At 68.2% G+C, this 24,050-nt stretch carries 17 protein-coding genes and 3 CRISPR repeat arrays; of the genes, 10 read left to right on the top strand and 7 right to left on the bottom strand.

The features are described 5' to 3' along the window. The 3 genes from cas2 to KIP79_RS24660 all read left to right on the top strand — a co-directional run bounded on the left by cas2 (position 1) and on the right by KIP79_RS24660 (position 7,677). Positions 1-291 carry a CRISPR-associated endonuclease Cas2 gene (gene cas2 / locus KIP79_RS24670; protein ID WP_214107283.1) on the top strand — a complete coding sequence of 97 codons (291 nt, stop codon included), beginning with the start codon at positions 1-3 and terminating at the stop codon, positions 289-291. 124 nt (positions 292-415) lie between these two features. Beyond that, a CRISPR array of direct repeats spans positions 416-2,202; the repeat unit is 37 nt; unit sequence CCAGCACCGGCCCCCCGTGGCCGGTGAGGATCGCAAC. 110 nt (positions 2,203-2,312) lie between these two features. Then, positions 2,313-2,637: direct repeats of the CRISPR family, unit length 37 nt; unit sequence CCAGCACCGGCCCCCCGTGGCCGGTGAGGATCGCAAC. A gap of 553 nt (positions 2,638-3,190) precedes the next feature. Then, a CRISPR array of direct repeats spans positions 3,191-3,743; the repeat unit is 37 nt; unit sequence CCAGCACCGGCCCCCCGTGGCCGGTGAGGATCGCAAC. A 1,132-nt stretch (positions 3,744-4,875) separates the two neighbouring features. Beyond that, positions 4,876-6,219 (top strand): IS630 family transposase, encoded by a 1,344-nt coding sequence (locus KIP79_RS24665; RefSeq protein WP_214107282.1) that lies wholly within the window; start codon positions 4,876-4,878, stop codon positions 6,217-6,219. Between the two features lie 165 nt (positions 6,220-6,384). After that, positions 6,385-7,677, top strand: a complete 1,293-nt coding sequence (locus KIP79_RS24660; protein WP_214107281.1) for an IS110 family RNA-guided transposase — start codon at positions 6,385-6,387, stop codon at positions 7,675-7,677. 102 nt (positions 7,678-7,779) lie between these two features. Here KIP79_RS24660 and KIP79_RS24655 read toward each other — a convergent pair whose 3' ends face one another. The 6 genes from KIP79_RS24655 to KIP79_RS24630 form a co-directional block, all read right to left on the bottom strand. After that, complete coding sequence (locus tag KIP79_RS24655) at positions 7,780-8,625, bottom strand: aminoglycoside phosphotransferase family protein (RefSeq protein ID WP_214107280.1); 846 nt, start codon at positions 8,623-8,625, stop codon at positions 7,780-7,782. 254 nt (positions 8,626-8,879) lie between these two features. Further along, positions 8,880-9,752, bottom strand: a complete 873-nt coding sequence (locus KIP79_RS24650; RefSeq protein ID WP_214107279.1) for a hypothetical protein — start codon at positions 9,750-9,752, stop codon at positions 8,880-8,882. After that, positions 9,749-10,612, bottom strand: a complete 864-nt coding sequence (locus KIP79_RS24645) for an aspartyl/asparaginyl beta-hydroxylase domain-containing protein (RefSeq protein WP_214107278.1) — start codon at positions 10,610-10,612, stop codon at positions 9,749-9,751. The genes KIP79_RS24650 and KIP79_RS24645 overlap by 4 nt, the downstream gene beginning before the upstream one ends. Before the next feature lie 12 nt (positions 10,613-10,624). After that, complete coding sequence (locus KIP79_RS24640) at positions 10,625-11,131, bottom strand: hypothetical protein (protein ID WP_308169868.1); 507 nt, start codon at positions 11,129-11,131, stop codon at positions 10,625-10,627. A gap of 223 nt (positions 11,132-11,354) precedes the next feature. Further along, positions 11,355-12,068, bottom strand: coding sequence for a creatininase family protein (locus KIP79_RS24635; protein ID WP_308169867.1), 714 nt, complete (start codon positions 12,066-12,068; stop codon positions 11,355-11,357). 21 nt (positions 12,069-12,089) lie between these two features. Continuing rightward, entirely contained in the window at positions 12,090-13,328 is a 1,239-nt protein-coding gene (locus KIP79_RS24630) for an NsdA family TPR-like regulatory protein (RefSeq protein WP_214107277.1), read from the bottom strand. Positions 13,329-14,414: 1,086 nt separating this feature from the next. Here KIP79_RS24630 and KIP79_RS24625 point away from each other — a divergent pair. The 6 genes from KIP79_RS24625 to KIP79_RS24600 all read left to right on the top strand — a co-directional run bounded on the left by KIP79_RS24625 (position 14,415) and on the right by KIP79_RS24600 (position 18,424). Then, the gene (locus KIP79_RS24625) at positions 14,415-14,816 is read left to right on the top strand and encodes an ATP-binding protein (RefSeq protein ID WP_214107276.1); all 402 of its coding nucleotides are present in this window, start codon (positions 14,415-14,417) and stop codon (positions 14,814-14,816) included. 5 nt (positions 14,817-14,821) lie between these two features. Next, a complete protein-coding gene (locus tag KIP79_RS24620) occupies positions 14,822-15,478 on the top strand; it encodes a hypothetical protein (protein WP_214107275.1) in 657 nt (218 codons plus the stop codon). A gap of 130 nt (positions 15,479-15,608) precedes the next feature. Next, positions 15,609-16,166 (top strand): GntR family transcriptional regulator, encoded by a 558-nt coding sequence (locus tag KIP79_RS24615; protein WP_250213763.1) that lies wholly within the window; start codon positions 15,609-15,611, stop codon positions 16,164-16,166. Next, positions 16,163-16,780, top strand: coding sequence for a helix-turn-helix domain-containing protein (locus tag KIP79_RS24610; protein WP_214107274.1), 618 nt, complete (start codon positions 16,163-16,165; stop codon positions 16,778-16,780). The genes KIP79_RS24615 and KIP79_RS24610 overlap by 4 nt, the downstream gene beginning before the upstream one ends. A 97-nt stretch (positions 16,781-16,877) precedes the next feature. Continuing rightward, on the top strand, positions 16,878-17,441 hold the full coding sequence (locus KIP79_RS24605; protein WP_214107273.1) for a winged helix-turn-helix domain-containing protein: 564 nt from the start codon (positions 16,878-16,880) through the stop codon (positions 17,439-17,441). Positions 17,442-17,644: 203 nt separating this feature from the next. Continuing rightward, positions 17,645-18,424, top strand: coding sequence for a ribonuclease H family protein (locus tag KIP79_RS24600; protein ID WP_214107272.1), 780 nt, complete (start codon positions 17,645-17,647; stop codon positions 18,422-18,424). Between the two features lie 531 nt (positions 18,425-18,955). Here KIP79_RS24600 and KIP79_RS24595 read toward each other — a convergent pair. Further along, positions 18,956-19,438: a metallophosphoesterase family protein gene (locus tag KIP79_RS24595; protein ID WP_214107271.1), complete on the bottom strand. Its 483-nt coding sequence runs from the start codon at positions 19,436-19,438 to the stop codon at positions 18,956-18,958. A gap of 393 nt (positions 19,439-19,831) precedes the next feature. Here KIP79_RS24595 and mobF point away from each other — a divergent pair, with 393 nt between their 5' ends. Beyond that, entirely contained in the window at positions 19,832-24,034 is a 4,203-nt protein-coding gene (gene mobF, locus KIP79_RS24590) for a MobF family relaxase (RefSeq protein ID WP_214107270.1), read from the top strand. Positions 24,035-24,050: the final 16 nt, after the last annotated feature.

Raw genomic sequence — 24,050 nt, 5'->3', positions numbered from 1 at the left:
ATGGACCTGCTGATCACGTACGACGTGGAGACCGTCACACCGGAAGGCCAAGCTCGACTTCGTCGCGTCGCCAAGATCTGCGAGGCGTATGGCCACCGCGTCCAGAAGTCAGTATTTGAGGTCGTCTGCCGCGATGTAGACAAGATTCGCCTGCTCGCCGCTCTGCACCAGGTAATCGACCCTCAACGTGACAGCATCCGCATTTACCACCTGCCCCATCACGCTCTCGACGATGTGGAACACCTCGGCCGTCCCCGCGACATCGACCCACGGGGACCACTAGTGATCTAGGAACCCCAAGCAGGCAAGCGACACGCCACTCGCACCCAACCCTCGAAAGCCAACAACCGGACATCCAGCACATCCACAACTATCCCCAACACCCCTTCTCAGCAGAAGACCCTGCTCAAAGACTCCAGCACCGGCCCCCCGTGGCCGGTGAGGATCGCAACACCCGATCGGGCGCGTACGTCCTGGCCCGTCTCGACGCCAGCACCGGCCCCCCGTGGCCGGTGAGGATCGCAACCCGACCGCAACGCGGAAAGTCGTGCGCGTGGTCGCGCCAGCACCGGCCCCCCGTGGCCGGTGAGGATCGCAACGTCGGGCGCTAGCCCGTGAGGCCGGAAATGCCGTTCCAGCACCGGCCCCCCGTGGCCGGTGAGGATCGCAACACCGGTCAACCCGGCGAGGTCGCCGTGCAGAACACCCAGCACCGGCCCCCCGTGGCCGGTGAGGATCGCAACAATGTCCCGCATACTTGCTCCTTTGCTCGCTATCAGGGGTTCCAGCACCGGCCCCCCGTGGCCGGTGAGGATCGCAACAGCCTGCGCGGATTCAACATCTAGGGAGGTCCCTGCCAGCACCGGCCCCCCGTGGCCGGTGAGGATCGCAACTTCGAGTCCGCCCTCGGCGAGCAGGTCTACCGCCAGCCAGCACCGGCCCCCCGTGGCCGGTGAGGATCGCAACCCGGACGCGGGGTCGTCGAAGGCGCGGGTGCCGAGCCCAGCACCGGCCCCCCGTGGCCGGTGAGGATCGCAACACCCACCAGTCCACGGCGATGAGGATCGCTCGGATCGCGACCAGCACCGGCCCCCCGTGGCCGGTGAGGATCGCAACACGTCCTCGATCGGGACGAGGCCGCGGCGCGTCAGCACCCAGCACCGGCCCCCCGTGGCCGGTGAGGATCGCAACAGCGCCTCACGGAGCGTCTCGCCAGCGCGGCGCGTCTCCCAGCACCGGCCCCCCGTGGCCGGTGAGGATCGCAACCCGGACCGATATCGAGGCTGCGCTGAGGGACCTTGACCAGCACCGGCCCCCCGTGGCCGGTGAGGATCGCAACCCCACCGAGGACGAATGCGACGCCTGGTGGCTCCAGTCCAGCACCGGCCCCCCGTGGCCGGTGAGGATCGCAACCATGCGACCTGGTGGGGGTGCGGCGCCGCCTCGATCCAGCACCGGCCCCCCGTGGCCGGTGAGGATCGCAACTAGGTAACGCCAGCCTGAGAGCGCTTGCGGTCCGATCCAGCACCGGCCCCCCGTGGCCGGTGAGGATCGCAACGGGAAGCTGGATCACCTTCTTACCAGGCACACGGGGGCCAGCACCGGCCCCCCGTGGCCGGTGAGGATCGCAACCTCGTCAAGGTGGTGACCTGCCAGCCCGAGCCCTCGCCAGCACCGGCCCCCCGTGGCGGCGGGCATCCGGGATCTACCACGGCGCCCAGCACCGGCCCCCCGTGGCCGGTGAGGATCGCAACACAGGGCACCCGCCTCGCGCTCGGCGAGCTCGGCGCCAGCACCGGCCCCCCGTGGCCGGTGAGGATCGCAACCGAGGGCCGATACCGGACGGCCACGAGTACGCGGGCGACCAGCACCGGCCCCCCGTGGCCGGTGAGCATCGCAACGAGCTCGCCGTCCGCCAGGACGTCAAGCGGCTCGCCACCCAGCACCGGCCCCCCGTGGCCGGTGAGGATCGCAACACGCAGCGCTCCTGGCGTACTCGTAGGGACGACGACGGGCCAGCACCGGCCCCCCGTGGCCGGTGAGGATCGCAACGTTAAGGAACTCAAGGAACGCGCGGAGTCCGGGGAACCCCAGCACCGGCCCCCCGTGGCCGGTGAGGATCGCAACTTCCCGGGTGAGCGGCGCGATGCCGTCGGGGAGCTGGACCCAGCACCGGCCCCCGTGGCCGGTGAGGATCGCAACTCGGCATGGAGGAGTTGGAGGATGCGGACGAGGTCGGGCCAGCACCGGCCCCCGTGGCCGGTGAGGATCGCAACTCTCTGTTCAGGACTTTCAGAGGGACTGGGCTCGCGGCCAGCACCGGCCCCCCGTGGCCGGTGAGGATCGCAACATGGTCCAGGCGCCCGGCGTTTTCCTCCAGGACCTGCCAGCACCGGCCCCCCGTGGCCGGTGAGGATCGCAACACCAGGTCGACCCGGTCCTCTCCCATCGGTCTGTCCCAGCACCGGCCCCCCGTGGCCGGTGAGGATCGCAACACCCTGTACAGGTCCGGGTGGTCTACGGAACGCGGCCAGCAACGGCCCCCCGTGGCTGGTGAGGATCGCAACAGATGACCGAGATCCAGGTGACCACCGTCGAAGCCAGCACCGGCCCCCCGTGGCCGGTGAGGATCGCAACGCGGCCTAGCTGGGTGGCGTCGTGCCACAGTTCCAGCCAGCACCGGCCCCCGTGGCCGGTGAGGATCGCAACCTCAGCGGGTACCTCAGCTGAGTGCTTGACCTGCACCAGTATCGGCCCCCCGTGGCCGGTGAGGATCGCAACATCTGCCTCTCGGCCCGCCACGGCAAGAACGCCGCCTACCAGCACCGGCCCCCCGTGGCCGGTGAGGATCGCAACGCTGGGTTCGACTCAGCGACACCCATAGGCAGGAACCACCAGCACCGGCCCCCCGTGGCCGGTGAGGATCGCAACCAGCGGGCCCGCACCAGCACGAACTGGAGCACGGCGAGGCCAGCACCGGCCCCCGTGGCCGGTGAGTATCGCAACATGTCCGGGCTGAGCGGGACGCGCGGCCGATCTATCACCCACCAGCACCGGCCCCCCGTGGCCGGTGAGGATCGCAACGCCGACGGCCTGGTCCCATCCGCGGACGCGGTCCCCCCAGCACCGGCCCCCGTGGCCTGTGAGGATCGCAACGTGGTGCGACGCTCCTCCCTCTCGCTGAAGGTCAGCCAGCACCGGCCCCCCGCGGCCGGTGAGGATCGCAACGTGGCAATGCTCGCGCGGCAGATGGACGCCTTCGGCCCAGCACCGGCCCCCCGTGGCCGGTGAGGATCGCAACCAGGCCATGCCGGTCACGTAGTCCGTCGGCGAGAGGTACCAGCACCGGCCCCCCGTGGCCGGTGAGGATCGCAACGTCAACGAGGTCCGGGCCGTCACCAACGATTCCGGGACCACCAGCACCGGCCCCTCGTTCCCGGTGAGGATCGCAACGCTGAGGGCCTGTTCCGGCTGTCGGCGCCCCTGGTGGCCCAGCACCGGCCCCCCGTGGCCGGTGAGGATCGCAACGCGACGGCGACGGCGTGACGGTGGGCGTCGATGCGCCCAGCACCGGCCCCCCGTGGCCGGTGAGGATCGCAACGAGGCGCTCGGCGGGGACGCGGACAGTGCTCAGCCAGCACCGGCCCCCCGTGGCCGGTGAGGATCGCAACCTCGTTCTCCGGCTGCTGGGCGGCCATGCCCTGCTCCAGCACCGGCCCCCCGTGGCCGGTGAGGATCGCAACGCTGCTCCAAGGCATGGCGAAGGATCAAGCCGAACAGCCAGCACCGGCCCCCGTGGCCGGTGAGGATCGCAACGCTGCTCCAAGGCATGGCGAAGGATCAAGCCGAACAGCCAGCACCGGCCCCCGTGGCCGGTGAGGATCGCAACTCCCGGATTCAAACAGCGGCTACAGACCCAGTCGGACCCAGCACCGGCCCCCCGTGGCCGGTGAGGATCGCAACCAGCCAGCCCTCCAGCCGCTGCTGGCCGGGTTCCGTGCCAGCACCGGCCCCCTGTGGCCGGTGAGGATCGCAACGATGTTGTACTTCGACGTGCCCGCGTCCTCGGTCTCCCAACACCGGCCCCCGTGGCCGGTGAGGATCGCAACATCAGGGCGTCTTCGATCGGCCCGTCGATATCGCCCAGCCAGCACCGGCCCCCCGTGGCCGGTGAGGATCGCAACACGTACACCACACCCGCAGGCAGCGTGGTCACCCTCAACCCAGCACCGGCCCCCGCGGCCGGTGAGGATCGCAACTCATCTTCCGTCCCCAAGTCGGGAAGTCCCGGTTGGTCCGGGCGGGTTACATGCGCACCGGCCCGTGGAAGGCTCACCGGCCGGCTCGACAGGGCAGCCGCAGCAGGTCCCTACCTGCCCCGGCGGCACGAGCGGCTCTACCGGCCCGGCTGCCACCATGGCGTGCGGGGTGGGCGCGCCGAACGGGTGAAGGGGGGAGGACTGCAAGCGGGATCCTCGCCCCGCTCGACAAAGGACTCGCCAAAGCCAGCCGCACCAGGGACGACGTCAGCGGGGTCGATTGTCTCTGCTGGCCCCTGCGCGGGGAAGCATCCGAGAGCTTTCGCACATCCCTTAAGCGCGGATCCAGTTATCGCACTCTTGGCGCATGAAGCCTTCCCCGTCTCTGACAGTGACCGTTACGCCTTCGGATCGTTGATGACGGAGCCGTTGTCGATGATGGCGCCCATTTTCAGCGACAAGGCGATCACTAGAGACCTCATGCCACTTCGTGGCGCCCACGGATAGGTGAAACTTGGGGCGCGCCGCCCGCTCGACGTCGTTCTCGCTTGGACTTGCGAGGCCGTGCTAGTGTCAAACGCCTGAAATCTTGTAGATAAGTCTCTACCTTGTTGTGATGTCGCATCCAGGCCCTTCTGCGGTCGAGATCACCTTGTCAGAGGAAGAGCGCGCCGAGCTGGTGCGGCGGGCGGGATTAGCCGATCGGCGTCTGGCCGAGCGGGCCCGGATTGTGCTGGCGTGCGCTGAGGGCATGTCGAACATGGGCGCCGCCCGGGAGCTGGGTGTGGCGGTCAAGTCGGTGACCAAGTGGCGGCGCGGCTTCGCCGAGCATGGGCTGGCCGGTCTTGAGGATGCCGGCCGTATCGGCCGGCCGAAGGCCGATCTGGTCGTGGGCGAGGCCGAGCGGGTTCAGCTGATGCGGTGGGCCAGGCGCGCCAGGAGCGCGCAGTACCTGGCGCTGCGGGCGAAGATCATTCTGCGGTGTGCCGAGGGCGGGACCAACAAGCAGGCCGCAGCCGATTTGGGGATCGATGAATCGACGGTGGCGCGCTGGCGGCCCCGGTTCATCGCCGCGGGACTTGACGGGCTGCACGATGAGCCCCGGCCCGGACGACCGCCCTCCATTCTGCTCGATCGGGTCGAGGACGTGATCGTCGCGACGCTGGAATCCACCCCCGGCAGCGACACGCACTGGTCGCGGGCCTCGATGGCCGCGCGCACCGGCCTGTCGAAATCGACCATCGGCCGCATCTGGAAACGGTTCGACCTCAAGCCCCACCTGCAGCATTCCTTCAAGCTTTCCACCGACCCGCAGTTCGTCGACAAGGTCGTCGACGTCGTCGGGCTCTACCACAACCCGCCCGAGCGGGCGGTGGTGCTGTGCGTGGACGAGAAGAGCCAGATCCAGGCGCTGGACCGATCACAGCCGGTGCTGCCGATGATGCCGGGCATGCCCGAGCGGCGCACCCACGACTACCTGCGGCACGGCATCACCACCCTGTTCGCCGCCTTCAACATCGCCGACGGCACCGTGATCGGCCGGCTCCACCGCCGCCACCGGGCGGTGGAATTCAAGAAGTTCCTGGTCACGATCGACAAAGCGGTGCCCGCCGAACTGGACGTCCACCTGGTGTGCGACAACTACGCCACCCACAACACCGCCGAGATCAGAACGTGGCTGGCCAGGCGTCCCCGCTTCCACGTCCACTTCACCCCGACCGGCTCCTCCTGGATCAACCAGGTCGAACGCTGGTTCGGCCTGCTGACCGACAAACTCATCCGCCGCGGCGTGCACACCTCCGTCAAGGCCCTGGAGAACGACATCCAGGCGTGGATCGCCACCTGGAACGAAAATCCCCGGCCGTTCACCTGGACCAAGACCGCTGACCAGATCCTCAACTCCCTTGCCGGCTATCTGGCCAGAATCAGGATCGACACAAGCAAGACCGAGCAGGACTAACCGCCTAGATTTCAGGCGCGGGACACTAGAGACTGACGCTGGAGCCTGCCCGGGAGGTACCCCGGATTGCCGCTACGAGCGCGTGTCACAGCATCTCGATGTTGTCGCGGGCTCCACGGACGGCGCGCCCTTGCCCATCTTCGGGGGAGCAGCCACGGAGGCGCAATGGAGGTCGTGCATCCCCGGGTGGCCGGGATCGACGTGCACAAGAAGGTCTTATGGGTGGCGGTCCGGCTGCCCGGTGAGCACAAGCCGATCATCAAGAAGTACCCGACGTTCTGGCGGGCGTTGCGGAAGATGGCCGCTGAGCTGGCGGAGCTGGGCGTCACCGATGTGGCGATGGAATCGACCGGGGTGTACTGGTGGCCGGTCTACCATGCGCTGGCCCAGACCGGGACGATCGAGGTGTGCCTGGCCAACGCCGAACATCTCAAAAGCGTCCCCGGCCGCAAGAGCGACCTGCGGGATTGCCAGTGGATCGCCGAGCTGCACTCCTTCGGGCTGCTGCGGCCCAGCTTCATCCCGGGGCAGCAGGTGGCGGCGCTGCGGGCGCGCACCCGCTACCGCAAGAAGCTGATCGAGCAGCGGATGAGCGAGGGACAGCGGCTGGCCAAGGTGCTGGAGGACGCCGGGATCAAGATTGACTCGGTGGCCTCCACGCTGCTGGGCGTCTCCGGCCGGGACATGATCGAGGCGCTGATCGCCGGGGAACGCGACCCGCACGTGCTGGCCGCCCTGGCCCGCGGCGTGCTGCGCCGCAGGCACGAGGATCTGGTGATGGCTTGCGACGGCCGGTTCACCGGCACCCACGCGGCCATGTGCCGGCTGCACCTGGACGCCTACGACCACGCCACGGGGAAGATCGCCGAGCTGGACGCGCTGGTTGCCCAGGCCGCCGCCCCCTTCGAGCCGGTCATCGCCCGGCTGACGACCATTGCCGGGATCGGGCGGCGGACCGCCGAGGTGATCGTCGCCGAGACCGGCGGTGACATGTCCCGCTTCCCCACCCCGGAGCAGTTGGCGGCCTGGACAGGGCTGGCCCCGGGCAACCGGGAATCGGCGGGCAAGCGCAAGCGCACCGGCGCTCGCAAGGGCAACAAGCATCTCAAGGCCGCGATGGTGGAGGCCGCCTGGGCCACCGCCCGCACCCGATCCCGCCCCGGTGCCCGGATGCGCCGCCTGATCCGCCGCTTCGGCCCCGCGCACGCCGAGAAGGCCGCGGTCGCCGTCGCCCACACCCTGATCCGCATCGACTGGGCGGTGATGGCCACAGGCCAGGACTACCGGGAGGACGGCGGTGACTTCTACGACCGGCGCCAGGCCCGGCAGGCTCAGCACCTGGCCGAGCGCTACCAGAAGACCCTGGAACGCCTCGGCTACCAGGTCACCTTGATCCCGCCGGGTCCAGATCCCGCCGACGTCTCGGCTCCCGCGTACCCGAAGGAGTCGACAGGCTGATGACCTGGCAGGTCAGCGGCCGGACACATCCACGTCCGAGCCGCTGATCCCGCCTGCTCGTTTACTGTTCGCTGCCGCCCTGTGGCTGAGGCCCAAGTTTCGTCACAGCAGCCTGACGTGGGTCCACATGAGCGCGGCCCGGGCGGCGTGCGTTTGGTAGGCGCGCAGGTGCGGAACGCCGGGTGGCGGAGGCTGCCGACTCATGCGCGTCCAGTACCCGGCGTAGGCGGCGGCGTAGCTGGTCACCACCTCGGCGGGCAGTTCCTCCCAGGCTGGCACCCCGATGAGGGCTTTCTCCGCAGCACGGGGTTCGTGCCCAGCCATGATCATGTGCGGTATCAGGTCCAGAACATCCTGCCAGGGCGCCCCGATCGATGGCTGCGCCCAGTCAATGACCATCAGTGCCCCGTCCCCATCGCGGATGAGCAGGTTGTCCGGGCGAATGTCGCCGTGAACGAGCGACCATCCCTCCGCGCGGGGGACCCACGCTTTTTCCAGCTCTGCCAGCAACGGCAGCCGGTCACGCTCCCACGGGCCGAGTCCGGTGTCGGGCTTGTCCCGGGCACTGTCGCGGAGCAGTTCACCCCAGCCGTGGAGCAGGCCGCCGCGAGCCATCGGCGCGGGCGGGGCATCGGCGGGGCTCGGTGTCAGCGTGGCGGCCAGGCCCGCGACTCCAGCGACGGCGATCGGCACATCCGGCGAGTCCGGCGACAGGTCGGGGTGCCGGCCCGGGACGTCGTCGAAGACGAGCACCACCCAGCCGTCGAGGTCACCGGTCCAGCGCAGCCGGGGCGCGGGGGTGGCGTGTGGAAGCCGCGCGGCGACGGCCGCCTCGGCGCGATACTTCGGCGCCAGGTCATGGTCGGCGGGGACGGCCTTGACGAATACGCGGCCGTGGACGGCGGCCAGACGGACGGCGATGCCGGGGGTGAATCCCCCCGACTGCACCTCTGCCCTGCTGACATGGCCGAGGCGATGGGAAAGAGCGTCGCGCAAGCCCTGAGGCAGGTCATTCCAGGACGGGCGAACGGCAGGAGACATGCAGGACCTTCGTGATCGGACGGCGGATGGGCACGGCCAAGCGCCGGGTGGGGAATCAGGCTGCTGCGGCCCTTTCCCTCCCGGCGCTGGTAGCTCGCCGATCACAGGTCATGTATGGACGCTACCGCAGGCCCCCGCCCGGCGCGGAGCGGAACGCACGGTCAGGTCATGTGGTGAAGGTAGGCGTCGAGGTCGAGGCGCAGGTCGTCCATGGTGTCGGGGGCCACCCGGTGGGCGACGGTGATGACCACTTCCAGAGCGCGTGCGAGGGTCTCGCGCGTGGGCACCGAGGGCGCGTCCATCAGCGTGGCGAGGTCGTCCAGGCAGGCACGGCCCAGCGACGAGGCACCGATCTCGGTGTCCAGGTGATACCAGCCGTAGGCCGCACGGCTGGGTTGCAGAGCCGTGCGGATCAGGGACCGTACGGCCGTGACGAGCATGTGGTACTCGGCGTATGCCATCATGCGCTGCCGGCGTGCCAGCCGCTTGCGCAGCATGCTCGCCAGCACGAGCGCCTCGACCAGCAGTTCGTGACAGCTCGGGGCCACGGCCAGGCGGTCGCGGACGAACGCCTCGACCGCCGGGTTCGGCTGTTCCGGCGCGGCGTCCGAGTTGGAGTAGACGAGGACACCGCGAGCCAGTCCTGCGATGGCGGGGATGCGGTCGGCTGGCGCCAGGTAAAGGTCGAGCTGTTGCAGGTGTCCCTGGTGCTCCAAAAGATGGACGCTGCCGAGCCCGCCCATGGCGGGAACGATCCTGTCGGGCCAACCGGGCAAGATCGCGCCCAGTTCGACGCGGACGACGGCGTCAAGCACCGCGGCGTACGCCGAGAACCGTGACGGCTGGACCCCGACGACAAGGTCCACGTCCGAGAGCCGGTCGGAGGTGCCGTATGCCAGGGACCCGCGCACGAGCAGGTGCGTGACAGCAGGGCTCACGGCGAACAGGCCAACAATGTGGTCGAGCAGGTCAAGCTGCCCCGGACGGTTCGCGGTCGTCAGCTCCGCCAGCATCCTGGACTGGGGCAGGGTCATGCCCTCACCCCCGTCAGCATGAAAGCCTTCTTGGCCTGCCACCCGGCCGCCGCGGCGGCGTCACCGCGCCCGGCATGCAGGTCCCTGATCATGTCGTAGGTATGCCCCTCGGACAGGGCATAGTGATAGAAGAGCTGGAGCAGAGACCGCTCGGCGGCCTCGACCCAGCCGAGCGCGGCCAGGTCGGCGGCGGTCTGCGCGTGCTGAAGAAGTTCGTCAGGGGTGGCCGTCGGCAGGATCCGCACGCCGGTCTCGGGCAGGTGGGCGTCTGCGGTGAGATGGCGCAGGGCTTCGTCGTCGTAGCAGTCGGCGATCAAATGGATCCGCTGTGGCCCGCGCAGGTTGCACACACCGTGAGCGTAGGTGGGGGTGAGCCGCCACCACCGGCCCGCCGTCATGTGCACGGCCGCGCCGGCGGTGACCAGGTAGGCGGAGCTGTTGGTCAGGATCGGCAGATGTAGCCGGTAGCGCTCGATCGTGTTGAGTTCGGTGTAGTCGCGGTGCTCCCACAGGAACGCGTTGCTGTCGAGACGGGCCAGCCGTACCCACATGTAGGACAGGCCGAGCTCGTCCAGCAGCGCCCGGGTCGCGGGCATCCGCTCCAGCAGCAACGTGGCGACCGGCCGCTCACAGTCGGTGATCGTCACGTCAGCGGGATCGCCGCTTCCGTTGAGCAGGGACAGGGTGGCCCAGCCGCCGGACTGGTACTCCTCATAGGAGATCTGCCAGTCAGTGGGCACGGTGAGCGCCTCGTGGCGCAGGCGCTCAAGGCGCGTGTCCGTGATGGAGGCCAGGCAGCCCACCTGGTCAATGAGCGCTGTGGATGTGGCGGTGTCGTCGTGCAGGTCGGTCGTGATCATTGGAGCTCCCGGTCAGAGCTTGATCGGCCGCCCCCATGACGGGGGATCATCTACAGGTAACGACCCGAGACCAAGCATCGGGGGACGTTTTCCCCGGGTTTCCCCCAGCACCACCCGGGCCGGGGTGCCGAAGCAGAATCCGGGGTGCTGGGGAAACCGGGCTCCCAACGGGTCTCTTTTTGCCCCCTTCGGCCAGTTCACCCTCACCGGCAACTCCCGCTCTCGGGCCTCGGCCACCACATCGGCAGTTCCGCCGCCGCCCGAGGCAGGCTCTCCATCCCACACCGCAACGAGTTCGTCGACAGACCCCAGCATCGCCTCGTTGGCTGCGACGTACGCCTCCCGGCTGGCGTGGTCGAAGTCCATAACCCGTATGTGAACGGCCCTGCTCAGCAGTCGGTTGAACTGCTCAGCGTGGTCCGGTTTGACCTTGGTCTGCCGGTAATCCCGCGAGGGCAGCACGACTTCGAGCGTTCCGCCCGACTTCAGGACGGCTTCGGAATAAGCTGTCGGCTCCACGAGCGATGCGCGAGACGCCGATTACCTCGCCGATCACGTGCTCAAGATGCGCACGCAGTACCCGGAGACGAGGGTAACCGTGTCGGCGATCAGGTTCATGTGGCCGGTCACACCGATCCGCATCATCAGCATCTCCCCGCTCGACGCCACGATTCCTCCAGCACGCCAGGACTGGAGCGAGCGTGATCTGAACCTCAAGCTCTTCGGCGTCGATCCAGGATTCCTAGCGCTTTTCAAGCATCGTCAGCAACGGCCGAAAACTCTCGACCAGAGAAGAGATTAGTAGCCTTCCCTTCTCTGCGCTTCCCTGTGACGGGCGACCGATTACGCCCGTATCAGTGTAGGCCGCCATACCGAGGGACAATAGGTACCTTCGATCATTGGCAATATGGTCAGCAGATCGATAGCCGGGCTTCACTAGTTCTGCGTGCGAGTACAGAAGTATGGATGTCTCTAGCTCGCCAGCATGCATGTCCTCATGTGCCGTAGTTGATAGTTGCGCTGCTTTGCGGGCATCCGCCCAGTCCTCACGAGAGGGAAACAGGGCCATATGCCTACCCAAGAAACTACCCTCTTGAACCAAATTGGAGAGAATATAGTTTCCCCCATGCGCGTTGACCAGAACAACGGCATGCATGCCAGAACTATCTAGTGAAGTGCATATATCCCCAACCATTGCCCCAAGCGTTCGGGAAGAGATGCTAACCGTCCCCGACCAGCCGGAATGCTCATGAGAACAAGAAATAGTGATCGGGGGAAGCAGAAATACCGGGAAGTTGACGGCCAGCTCATTTGCAATCGTACACGCAATTATCGTATCCGTAGCCAATGGAAGGTGATCGCCATGCTGTTCAAAGCTACCGATTGGAAGAATGGCAACCTTGGCATTACGGGCTACCACTTCAGGCATGGTAGAAACGGGGAGAAGGTAGTTCACGGGGAAGGGAAATCTTTCATACTAGGAGCGAGAAGGAGTACGCTCTTTGATTAGACTTATGACTCTATGTACTTCTGCCTCAGAAGACCATCCGTTAAGATGGCGAGCCAATCGTAGCAACTCCTGCGTAAGTCGAGCAGATCTCACGGAGCGAGCGACCTGTAAGGCATCTTGTGCAACCATACACGAACGTAGAGGTTCCCCCATGACTGCATAAGCAGTCGCCAGCCTAGCGAAGCATAGTGCGTTGTCTCTGGCCTGGGCTTCATCAGCCCATCGAGACCGACTCTTCTCAAGTAGTTGAATCGCATCGTGCGACTGCCCCAGCGAAACCAGAGACGCGCCCAGCTCCATTTCAACATAGGCTGGCGTGCAGTACGTAGCTAGATCATCCTCAATCTGAGAAATTCCCGATACCGCTTCGGACATGGCTTCATCCGAAGCCCGCTGAAAACCAATAAACCTGCCGGTATCATCACTCATGGCGTACGCATTCGCTCGTTGCCGAAAAAGGGCGGCTCGCAGCCTTGGCGTCAAATCACTAGAATAAGCGAGAGCTGCATTTATAAGGCCTAGAGCATGCCCCGGGTCGCCCGATTCGCTCGCTATATTGCTTTTGCGCATAAGAATGTATGAAATCGCCCTCGCATCGTTCAACTCCATCGCATAGTCCAGTGCCATATTTGTCCATGCAATGGATTTGACGTAGTCTCCCGAATCCTGATAGAGCCAACCAAAGAATTCAACAAACTGGCTGGCAAGTTCAAGGAGAGGCTTTCGATCACTGCCGTGAGTTACCCGGCAAGTTTGGGTGAGTACTGAAATATAGTGTTCCGCCGAAGGTAGAACCAGAGCCGAACCCAGCATCGCATCTGTCTGTATATGTCCGCGCAATAAGGTGTCAAGACTGACCAGCAATGACCGCGTTGCAGGGATAGCCTCCTGAGCGAGATGGCTATTTTCCGGCTCCCTTTCTACTATTTCCTGATTCGGATCAAAACCAGCCGACGAATAGCCACCGAACAGATCGCTCTCCGGCATTCCGAGGGCGAGCGCGAACAATTGAGGGTAGGGGTCGCGCGGCTGGTGAACGCCTGCCTCCCAGTTCTTGATGTTGCGGATGAGCGAGGCCCGCTCCGCCATGCGAACGCCGAGTTGGTCGGCAGCCTCGGTCAGCCTCTTGGCCAGCTCGTTCTGCGACCAGCCGAGCCTCCGCCTCTCACCCTTGATCCGTTCGGCCCAGATCGGAAGCTTTTTCACAACAGGCACCTTCCGGGCTCGGGGGGCGTCTTCCCCCAGTTTCCCCTATCACCACCTGGTTACGCGCCTTAACGCAACGTTTTCATGGACTGGCCCATGAACAAAGCGGCCCCGGTCCGGTGCGCGAACACCGGGGGACTCCGGGGCCTTGGCCAGGAAGGACCCCTGACCTGATGCCCAACCTTAATGCCCCGGTATTGGAGCGGGTGACAGTAAGCGGATGCGACTGCTTCGCGGATGCGCCGCCACTGCCAATGGGATGCGCGGTCTGCGGGCACGCCCCCTATGCCCACGGCTGTACCCAACTGCACACGCCGGACCACGACTACCAGGTCCCGGACGGAGGGTTGATGGCGGCTCGCCTGGAGGCCCGATGCACCGGCTCTCGTCCGATGCCCCGCCTTATCCAGCCCGAGCTCGCCGCTCCTGCCGAGGTCGTGACTCCTATCGAGACGGTCCCCCCGGTGCCTGCACCACGGTGCGGTGGCGTCCCGTCCGCTGTCCATCCCGAGACGACTGCGGCCGACCTCGAGGCCGCACCCTGCGCCGTGCAGTTCCTGCCGATGCGATGTGGGCCGATCTCCCACGGGGCGACCGCTCTGTGCCGCGCTGATCGCCTCGCATCGCGGCGCCCGCCCGCGGCCACCGCAGCCCGTATACGGCACGGCTTCTGGCAGGGCCGAGCGCGGAACGCCCCCATGGCCCGCTCTGTGCGGGACAGAGGGCGCAGCACCACCACCGCGAGAAGACCTCCGAGGAGATTCGTGCCGGCCTCGTCAACGGGCAGGTCCGCATGAGTACCAATTACGCACCCAACCCCGCGCCTCTGGTCGGCCGCCACCGGGAAGGACGGCCCATCGTCCCCGTCTCACGGAAGGCGTGGGATCTGGAGGCTCGCAGAGAAGCGGTCCGGCTCGACCAGACCGCCCCTCTCTGGCATGTGATCTACGGGATTGGCCGCCGCCGCTTCTACGCACTTCCGGTGTGGGCAGCCCCCCGGGGGCTGATCCTCGAAGCGGTTACAGCCTGCGAACTGCAGGACCTCATGAATGCCGCTTCCCAACCGGTTCTACGGGGCTGGTCGTAGTGGCGGGCCTGGGAGTGCTGGCCACGGTGGACTTGCCGGGCGAGGCCGCGTCGGTACGCCGAGCGCGTGACGAGGTGCGCGATCTGCTGGTGCAGGCAGGCGTACGGGAGGTGGAGGACGCGCTGCTCCTGCTCTCGGAAGTGCTGACCAACGCCGTCAGACACACTGCGTCGGGACAGCCGGGCGGCCAGGTACGGGTGGCACTGCGCGACTTCGGCGCCAGAGTGCAGGTGGACGTGATGGATGAGGGCTCCGACACCAACAAGCCGGATATCGGCGACCTTCCCCAAGACGAGGACGTGGACGGCCGGGGCTTGTGGCTGGTGCAGGCACTTGCCCTGGACTGGGGCTGGCATGAGGACGTGGCCGGCCGCACGGTGTGGTTCCAGGTGGCCAGGTGATCGCCATGTCGGAATCAGTTGGCGGGCTGGTGGTGCCGTACGTGATCGCCCGGTCGGAGGAGATCGTCTGCGATCCGCTGTACTTCTACAGCGATGCCCGCTGGGGGGTGTTCCTGTCCTATCAGCGGCGGCGGGCGGCTGACTGGCTGCACGGGATTCTCCGGGCGAGGGTGCTGGACACCTCCGAAGGCGAGCCGATGTGGCGGCAGGTCAACACGCTGCGTCAGTGGCGGTGCATGGACGAGGGCCTGTGCCAGGTGTGCGGCCGGGAGGCGGCTCAGCCTGGGCAGCCCATGCCGTGGATCTTGACCGAGACCGCCTTTCACGCGCTGTCGTGGCGGGCGGACGCGGGAGACACCAACGCCCCGCCCACCTGTTGGGACTGCATTCCGGTGGCACTGGAGCAATGCCCGCGGCTGGGGGTGAGCGCGGAGGTGGTGACGGTGGCCTGGCGGGAGCCCATAGCCGTGCTGGGTGACCTGTACCGGCCCGGCCCAGGGGTCGGCTGGCAGTTGCCGAGCCCGGTTCAGCGCCAGGTCTACGTCGGCCTGGACGAGTTCGCCAGGCACCCTCGTGTGCTGGCAAACCAGCTGGTCGTGCGCCTGCATGGCATTGAGCGAGGGGCCTTAGGCAGGCGGGGAGGGTCCCTAATGGCCAGATAGCCCCAGGTAGACGCGACCTAGCCTGCTGCTCGCATGAGTTCGCGTCTGCCCCGGGCAAGCGGAGGGCCTGGTCCCCTTCCCCATCGATCGGGGGAACGGACAGATATCGATATCGAATGGAGTAGTGCCGATGACGGGCATGGGCCCGAATGAGAGCACCCCGGTAGTACTGCAACGGGGACGGACCGAGGTGTCCCTCTACTCGCAGGTGGCGGACATCCTCGCCAAGAGGATCGAGAACGGCGAGCTGAGCCCCGGCGACCGGGTGCCCAGCGAGAACGAGATCAAGAACGAGTACGGCGTCGCCCAGATGACCGCGCGCCGGGTTCACCGGGAGCTGCGCGAGCGTGGCCTGGTGCACACCGTGCCCGGAGAGGGGTCCTTCGTCGGCCCGGCGGAAACCCCCCGTCCCGAATACCTGCTTCCCCTCTATGTGCAGATGGCCAAGGAAATCGTCGGGGACATCCGATCAGGAAGGCTCAAGCCGCGCGAGCCGATCCCGTCCGAGCGGGACCTGATGCAGAGGCACGGCGTGGCCAAGGCCACCGTGCGGATGACCTTGTCCACGCTGCGGGAGTGGGGCTGGGTGAAGACCATCCCCTACCGGGGTTCGTTCGTGGTTGCGGAGGACAAGTGGCCGGCACAGGACGGGGGCCAGGGGGGAAGAACGCAGGAGGTCGCGCCGTGATTTGCTTCCAGCCCGCGAGCGTGATCGGCGAATTTCCGGGGGCGGTGGCGATCGGCGTGAACAGCGGTGATGACGGCGACGTGTTGGCGCTCCGCCCGTGGGAGCGTGGGCTGAAGCCAGCGAAGATGGGCGTTGCCGCCGCCGAGATCTGTAGCGATGCGGATTTGGCGGACCGGTACCGGTCTGGGAAGTCGGTCCGGAAGATCGCTCAGGATGTGGGTTTGTCCTGGCGGAAGGTACGGGCGGCGCTGGACCGGGAGGGGGTGGTAATGCGCCGCCAGAGCAGCGTTCCCTGGCTGATGGTGAAGGTCGATGTCGATGAGCTGATACGCCGGTACGAATCCGGCGCGACGCTGTCTGAGCTGGCCAAGGAGAACGGTCGCGACCCCTCGGTGGTGCGCAACCGTCTGCATGATGCCGGTGTCACGCTGCGCGTGCCGCTGAAGCCGCTGGCGGGCCGTCTCAGCGAGAGCGAGTTGCGGGAACGGCACGCGGCGGGCCAGTCGTTGGGGTCACTGGCCAAGCTGGCGGGGATGTCGAAGTCCGCGCTGCGCAAACGGCTGCCCGGTCTTCCTATCCCCCCAGCCGGCGCGGGAGTTCCCGATGCCCGGTAGCCCGGGAACCGCCAGCGATGACCGCGGACGGGTGCGCGAAACGGCTGGTCCAGGACTGGCCGCAGACAGGCCGGCCAGCCTCACCGGAAACGGCCGCATGGCCGGCCAGAACCGTGACGGCGCAGAGCCGGGCTTGGACCGGGGCAGCGACACACCGCTGTATGCCCAGCTCGCCGACAGGATCGAGAAACTGATCCGGAGCGGCAAGCTGGCTCCGGGAGATCGGGTCAGCAGCGAAAGCGAGATAGTCCGCGAATTCGGCGTCTCAATGAAAACGGCCCGAAACGCGCATCAGGCATTGCAGAGACGGGGTCTGGTGCACACCGTCGCCGGGGCGGGAACGTTCGTGGGCTCGAAGGACACCCCACCCGCCCCCTACGTGATGCCGACGTACCTCGTGATCGCCGACGAACTGGCCGGATTCATCCGCCGTGGCGACATTCCCACCGGAGAGAAGATCCCGAGCCGGACCATGCTCGCCAGACAATACGAGGTCACCATCTTTACGGTGGCCGAAGCGGTGGCCGTCTTGCGGGACAAGGGCTGGCTGGTCACCGTCCCGCGCAACGGGCATTTCGTCACCCCGGCTGATAGATGGCCCTCTGCGGAGGAGTGGCGGAAAACAATCGCCCGCCCTCGCGGGGCCAGGGAACCTAGGTAACCGCAAGGACCTGTCCAGGCTCCCCACATGACGATGAGAGGCCGCGGTTTCAGCGGACCTTTCATGAGCTGGCGCGGCTGCGCTTATCAACGCTTCCCAAGCACGGCCGCCGCGCCTCCCCCTGTCCACGTGACCAATCCCTATAAAGGCCCCCTCATGACCGGCTCTCACGCCAGGCCCGCCCTCGAATCCGGAGGGACCTCATGATCCACGCGGACGACGACCTGAACGTTACCCAGGAGGCGTTAGAGGCGCTGAGGGAGCACTTCGCCGGCGGAAGCGGCGGATCCTCGGAGCGCGGGTGGTCCGGGCCAGAGCCGGTGTCGTGGCGGTACCGGCAGGTGGCGCTGGCGCGCTTCCTGCTGCCGGGCTTCTCCGGCCCGCGCACGCTGATCGGCACGGACGGGTCGGTCACCGAGGGCAGCGACCTCGCTGGCGTCGCGGCCGTTCACGGCGACGGCTACGTGACGGTCAGCGTGATCGAGGGGCCTGCCCCCCACAGCCAGACCGCGGAGATGGCCGCTGTCATGTACGCCTTACGCCGGTCCGGCCACGGCCACGTGATGCTGATGCTGGACAACCTCCAGATACTGGAAGCGGTACAGCTGATGAATCACCGCGCCCGCGTGGTCACGGGCGGCTGCCAGGACCAGGGCATGGCGGCCGAGGTGCTCAACCTTCTGTCGCAGGACCGCCAGGTGACAATCCGGCACGTGCCGGACGCCGAGGGTGGCACCACGTCGAACCGTATGCCGTCGCAGCCTCTGATGGCGGCGGCTCACCGGCTGGCCTGGACCGCCCGACGCCTGGCGATCGACGGCTACGCACTGGAAGGCGAGGCGCTGGCCTGGCTGCAGAGCGCGGCCACCAGGACGACCAGGCGGACCAACATTCTGCGGCTTTCGTACGACGCCTGGCGGCGCAGGCAAACGCTGTCCGAAATGAAGCACACGCGTGGCGGGACGCCATCTTTTCGGCGCTGAACTCCCCGACTTCGCCTACCTCTCGGAGAAGCAGCACGGCTTGGTCGTCGCCCCCATTACCGGAGGAGCCGCCAGCTACGCCGTACGAGCGGGCGGACGCGCTGTTCGACTTCGCCAAGTCCGGACACCCGCCCGGTCGGTCCGCTCGAACTGGCATAGGAACTGTGGGTCGTGGCATTCCATGCCCGGGTGGTAGGCCCGCGTCCGCGAAAGTGCGGGACGAAGCGCACGCGCGCGCCCAGAAGGTCCTGAAGAACGGCGAGGGGTCCCCAGGTCTGTTTTGAAGGGGCTCACAATGCACCCTCGAGGTGACGCTATAAGTGACGGTGGTCTTGCCCCGGCTTCTGGTGCGGTGGGGGCCTTCACCGGGAGCTCACGTTCCGTCGGGGCGGGTCAGCGGTGGCCGCCATCGCCGCCAGCGCATCCTCCTTCGATTGCTGGGCAGTCCGTAGCCCGTACTGGTGCCTCTCGGCAGTCCACGCCTCGGCGTACATGCGAATCGCCAGAGCTCCTACCGCGGTCCGGGGCTGGTCAGGTGACGGGCACGATCCTCACCTCTGCGAGTGTGCCGCCCTCTATCCACAACAACCCCAGCGTGCCGTACGGCTGGCGCCTGCGGTCGGTGGGCGAGCCCGGGTTGAGAATGCGCAATCCGCCGGCGCTCTGGTCCATGGGAATGTGGGAGTGGCCGAACACCACCAGGTCGGCTTTGGGGAACCTGGCTCGCATCCTGGCCAGCCGCCCCTTAGCCCGGCCGCTGTCGTGGATCATGGCTACTCGCAGGCCGCCGAGCGTTAGCTCCAGCGTCTCCGGGGCCTCGACGTCCGGGCCGTCGTTGTTGCCCTTGACGGCGTGGACGGGCGCGTAGGAGGCCAGTTCGTCCAGGACCCAGCCGACGCAGACGTCACCGGCGTGCAGGATCGCGTCGGCGCCGCGCAGGTGCTCGACCACTCTGGGAGGGCACGTCTTCCAAAAGCGCGGCGCGTGCGTATCTGACAGAACGACGACCTTCATCACCTGACCACCGCCTGCAACCTGTCCGTCACGCTTTCGACTCGGAACGTTCACCGAGATGCTGAGATGTGCCGAATGGGGTTCAACACCGCTTCCAGGCAGAGACTTCTTCCCGGAGCCCTTTCAGCATTGCAAGATCACCCGATTGGGGTGCATGAGAGCGTTTACCGCACTCAATCAATGATCATGTCATGGCCATTTGAACCTGATCACACTGCAAGATCTACTTAGCATGATTGCGTACGAAAGTTCGAACTCTAGTCAAAGTTTACAATATGTGTCATAGTATCTGACAAGATCAATCCAGAATGGACCAAGGTATCTATCGATACTCCGGTCAAGATCAACAGGCCGCGCGGGGGCGCGACAGGCGGCGAAGGGAGGGCCGGGCGGGTGGCGTGGGTCAGCGTGATCGGGCCCTCTCAGGAACAGGTCGAGTACCGCCTGCAGGAGGGCGCCGGGTGCGGCCACCAGGTCCGCGATCCGGATCGCCACGCCGAACTTGCCCCCGGTGCCGAGCACGACCACCCCGACGTACGTCCGGACGGTCAGGTTGCCTACCGGCTGGCCGGCGACCGCGGTTTGATGTGGATCGGACAGGGCCTGCACGAGGTCGGCATCACCCCGCTGACCACGCTGACCCCCGGCCAGCACGACGCCGCCCGGGCCATCATGGACGGCGCCGACCCCCGCGACGGCCAGGTCCTGCTGGCCCCCAAACAGGCCGTGGACCCGCGCGCCAAGCTCGGAGCCGCCCCGCTCCTGGAGGCTTTGGAGGAGGCCGCCGTGCTGCGCGGCCTGACCGGGGGTGCGGCGGCGCTGCTGGCCGACCATCCGGCGCTGGTCAAGCGGGCCGCCCGGCTGGCCCGGGGCGTGGCCCGCCAGGGTGAGGCCCACCGGCTGCCGATCCGCGACGCCGAGCGCCTGGCCGTCGCCGCCGGGATTGACCTGGCCGACCTGTACCCGGCCGACGAGCTTGCACTGGCCCGCCGCTGGCGGGATGCCATGGTGCGGGTCGGCAACCGCGGCTACGACCTGACCTTGGACGTCACCAAGAGCCTGTCCGGCCTGCACGGCCTGGCCACCCTGTCAGCCCCGCGGTTCGCCGCCGCCATCAAGAAGACCTTCGCCGAAGCCGTCATCGAGACCGTGGCCGCCGTTGAGCAGTGGGCCGCCTACGGGCAGCGCGGCCACCAGGGCGACGGTCAGCTGGCCAAGCGCGCCGAGTCAACCGGGCTGCTGGGCTGGGTGATGTGGCACGACACCGCCCGCCCGGTCGGCGACGCTGCCCCCGACCCGCACCTGCACGCCCACGTCGTCATCGCCAACCTGGTCCGCGGCCGGGAGGACGGCAAGTGGTCGGCCATCGGCGCCGGTGGCCGCGACATCTACCGGCACGCCCACGCCGCCGACGCGCTGCTCAAGGCCCGGTTACGGCGCGAGCTCACCCAGACCTGGGGCATCACCTGGGCCCGCGACCCCGACACCGGAGCCTGGGAGCTCCAGGCCATCCCCGCCCACGTGCGCGCCCTGTTCTCCAAGCGTGCCAGCCAGGTCCGCGCCACCCTGGCCCGCCTGGGCATCGCCTACGACCAGGCCAGCGGCCAGGCCCGCAAACTCGCCTCCACCCAAAGCCGCCAAGCCAAAAGCCCCGTCTCTGAGCAGGGCCTGGCCGCCGACTGGCACGCCCAGCTGGCAGCCGTCGGCATCGACGGCCACGCCCTGGTCGACGCCTGCCGCGACTCTGGCCCCGACCCCGGCACTGGCCCGGCCGGGTTGGCCGGCCCCGGCGGGCCAGGCCCTGTGCTTCCGGAACGCCCAGCGGCAGAGGAGATCGCGGCGTGGATCTGGCGCCCAGACGGTGGGCTGACCGCCCATGCCAAGGAAGCGTCGCGGGCGGATGTGCTGGCCGCCGTGATCGACACCTGCCCGGACGGCGTCGCGGACCTGGCCGACGCCGAGGCCCTGACCGACCAGGTGCTCGCGCTGGCCCCGGCCGTACGCCGACCCGACTCCGGGGCCACCCACCTGACCAACAGTCAGCGCTACACCAGCCAGGACATCCTGGACGCCGAGAAAACCATCCTGGCCTCCGTCCGGGACCGGTACGGCGCAGGCTGGGCAACGGTGGACGAGCAGGCCGCCCGCCTGGCCATCACCACTTACGAGACCGGCAACGGCCTGACCCTGTCGGATGAGCAGCGCGCCGTCCTGGACCGGCTGCTGACCGGCGGGCACGGGGTCGAGGCGGTGATCGGCGTCGCCGGGGCCGGGAAGACGACCATCATGGCGGCCGCGCGTACCGCCTGGTCCTCGCGCGGCCTGGTCGTGGCCGGTGCCGCGACCGCCGCCGTGGCGGCCGCCCACCTCTACGGCGAGTCCGGCATCCCCGCCACCACCATCGCCTCCTGGCTGGCCCGCATCCAGGACGGGCCCGGCCTGTCCGGCGTCGACGTCCTGGTGGTCGACGAAGCCGCCATGGTCGACGACCGCGAACTGGCCGTCCTGCTGACCGAGGCCGGCCGTACCGGCACCAAGCTCGTGCTGATCGGCGACCCGGTGCAACTGCGAGCGGTCGGCGTCGGCGGCGGGTTCGCCGCGATCCACCGCCAGGTCGACGGCGCGCTGCTGAGCGAGAACCGCCGCCAGCGCGACCCGCTCGAACGCGCCGCGCTGGAGCTGTGGCGGGCCGGGGAACGCCGCCAGGCCCTGCAAACCTGGGGGCAGGGCGGCCGCGTACACGCCGGACGGGACGCCGATGACACCCTGGCCGCGATGCTGGCCAACTGGATCCAGGCCCGCCAGACCTACCACCCCGTCGCCCCTGTCGAGCCCTGTGACGTGGCCGAACAGGGCGAACTCGGCTGGCCGGCGGAGTTCGCACGGCAGGATGCCGAGCGCATCCACGACGAGCTCGGCGAGGTGCTGCTGCTCTCGGGCACCAACGAAGCCGCCGACCGGCTGAACGCCGCCGCCCGCGCGATCCGCCGCGCCCGCGGCGAGCTGGACGGCCCCGACCGCCGCTACCTTCTCCCCGGCGGGAAGATCCTGGCGCTGGCGGTCGGCGACCACGTCCGCGTACGCCGCAACGACTATCGTTCAGCACGCGGCGAGGGCCTGGACGTGCTGAACGGCTATCGCGGACGCATCGCCTCCATCGGCGGTGACAGGCGGGTGGAGGTCGAGTGGCGCTCCCGTACGGCGGACGGCCCGCGGCTGGTCCGCGAGTGGATCAGCCCGGACTACATCGCGGCCGGCGGCCTGACCCACGGCACCGCCATGACGGTGGCGGCCGCCCAAGGGCTGACCGCTGAGCACGCCCTGATCTACGGGCTAGGCCTGGACCCACACACCCTGTACGCCGCCATGGCCCGCGACCGGCAGACCGCCCGCCTGTACCTTCCCCGCGACCTGCTGGAGTCCGACGCCGACCGGGCCCGCCATGGTCAGGCCCGCACACCCGGCGAAGAGCTGCAGCGCGCCCTGGCCGCCTACGCCGCCACCCTGGACGGCGACCGGGCCGACCGGTTGCTCACCCCCGAGCCCGACCCGATCGCCACCCCCGCCCCCGTCGGCGAGGGCCAGGGCGTGCCCGGCGAACCCGCGCGCGATCCGGATCGCGCGGCACACCCCGAGCAGCGCGCCGAGGCCGCCCGCACCGCTGAGCCCAGGGACCGGGACGTGCAGCAGGTGCTGGAAAGGGAGCGCCGCGCCAACCTGCTGCTGCCCCTCATGCGCGTCCCGCACGGGCTGGGCCTGGTCGACGACCAGCAGTTGGCCGACCGCATCCGCTGCCTGGCCGCCGACCTTCAGAACGCTCTCGCCGAGCTGGTGGGCGCGCGGCTCGCGCTGGCCCGTACCGTCGAGCACGGCGGCGGCCGCGCCGAACGCACCTTGGATGCCAAGGTCACCCGGTTGCGCGACCAGGTCGCGGCGATCGAGCGGGCCGAGGCCGACGCCGCCCGCCTGGCCCAGGCCCGCGCCACCATCACCACCGCCCGCCGCCAAGCCGAAGAGCTGCGCTCCCGTCACCGGCAACTGACGGGCGAACTGGAAGGACTGACCTCCTGGCGGCCCGGCCACCGGGCCCGCCGCCGCGAACTCGAGGCCGAGCTGCCCGCCATCGAGCGCGAGCTCGGCGAGCTGGCCGCCCGCACCGAACCGGTCAGCCAGGCCAGGCCCGCGCTCGCCGAAGCTGCCCGGGCCAGCACTGCTCAGGCCCCGCCCGCCGCCACCTGGCCGATGGTCCGCGCCCAGCACGACGGGCTGACCCACGACATCGATGCCGCCCGCCGCGCCGCCCGCGCCGCCGACGTCACCACCAGCAACCAGGCCGTTCAAGCGGCCCAGGCCCGGAGAGATGTCGCCGCCGAGCGCCGACAGGCCGCCATCGACGAGCAGTCCCGCCGGGCCGGACTGGACCCTGTCCAGCGGGACGAGGAACAGGCTGTACGGCGTGGGCAGGCGGAGAAGGTCGGCGCGCGAGCTAGCGTCGGCCGCGAGGTCCAGGGTGCTGACCGGCCCAGTCGCAGCCGTAGGTACGTGCCGCCATCATTCCCCGGCCGGGATGGTCCCGGCCGGGCCTTCGGCCGCTGAATCTTCGTCATGGCGA

Origin of the sequence: Acrocarpospora catenulata (genome assembly GCF_018476525.1) — a bacterium.
In the GTDB taxonomy this organism is placed as follows: domain Bacteria; phylum Actinomycetota; class Actinomycetes; order Streptosporangiales; family Streptosporangiaceae; genus Acrocarpospora; species Acrocarpospora catenulata.
The sequence above is the reverse complement of the archived record's forward strand: the minus strand, read 5'-3'. Positions and strand labels throughout refer to the sequence as shown.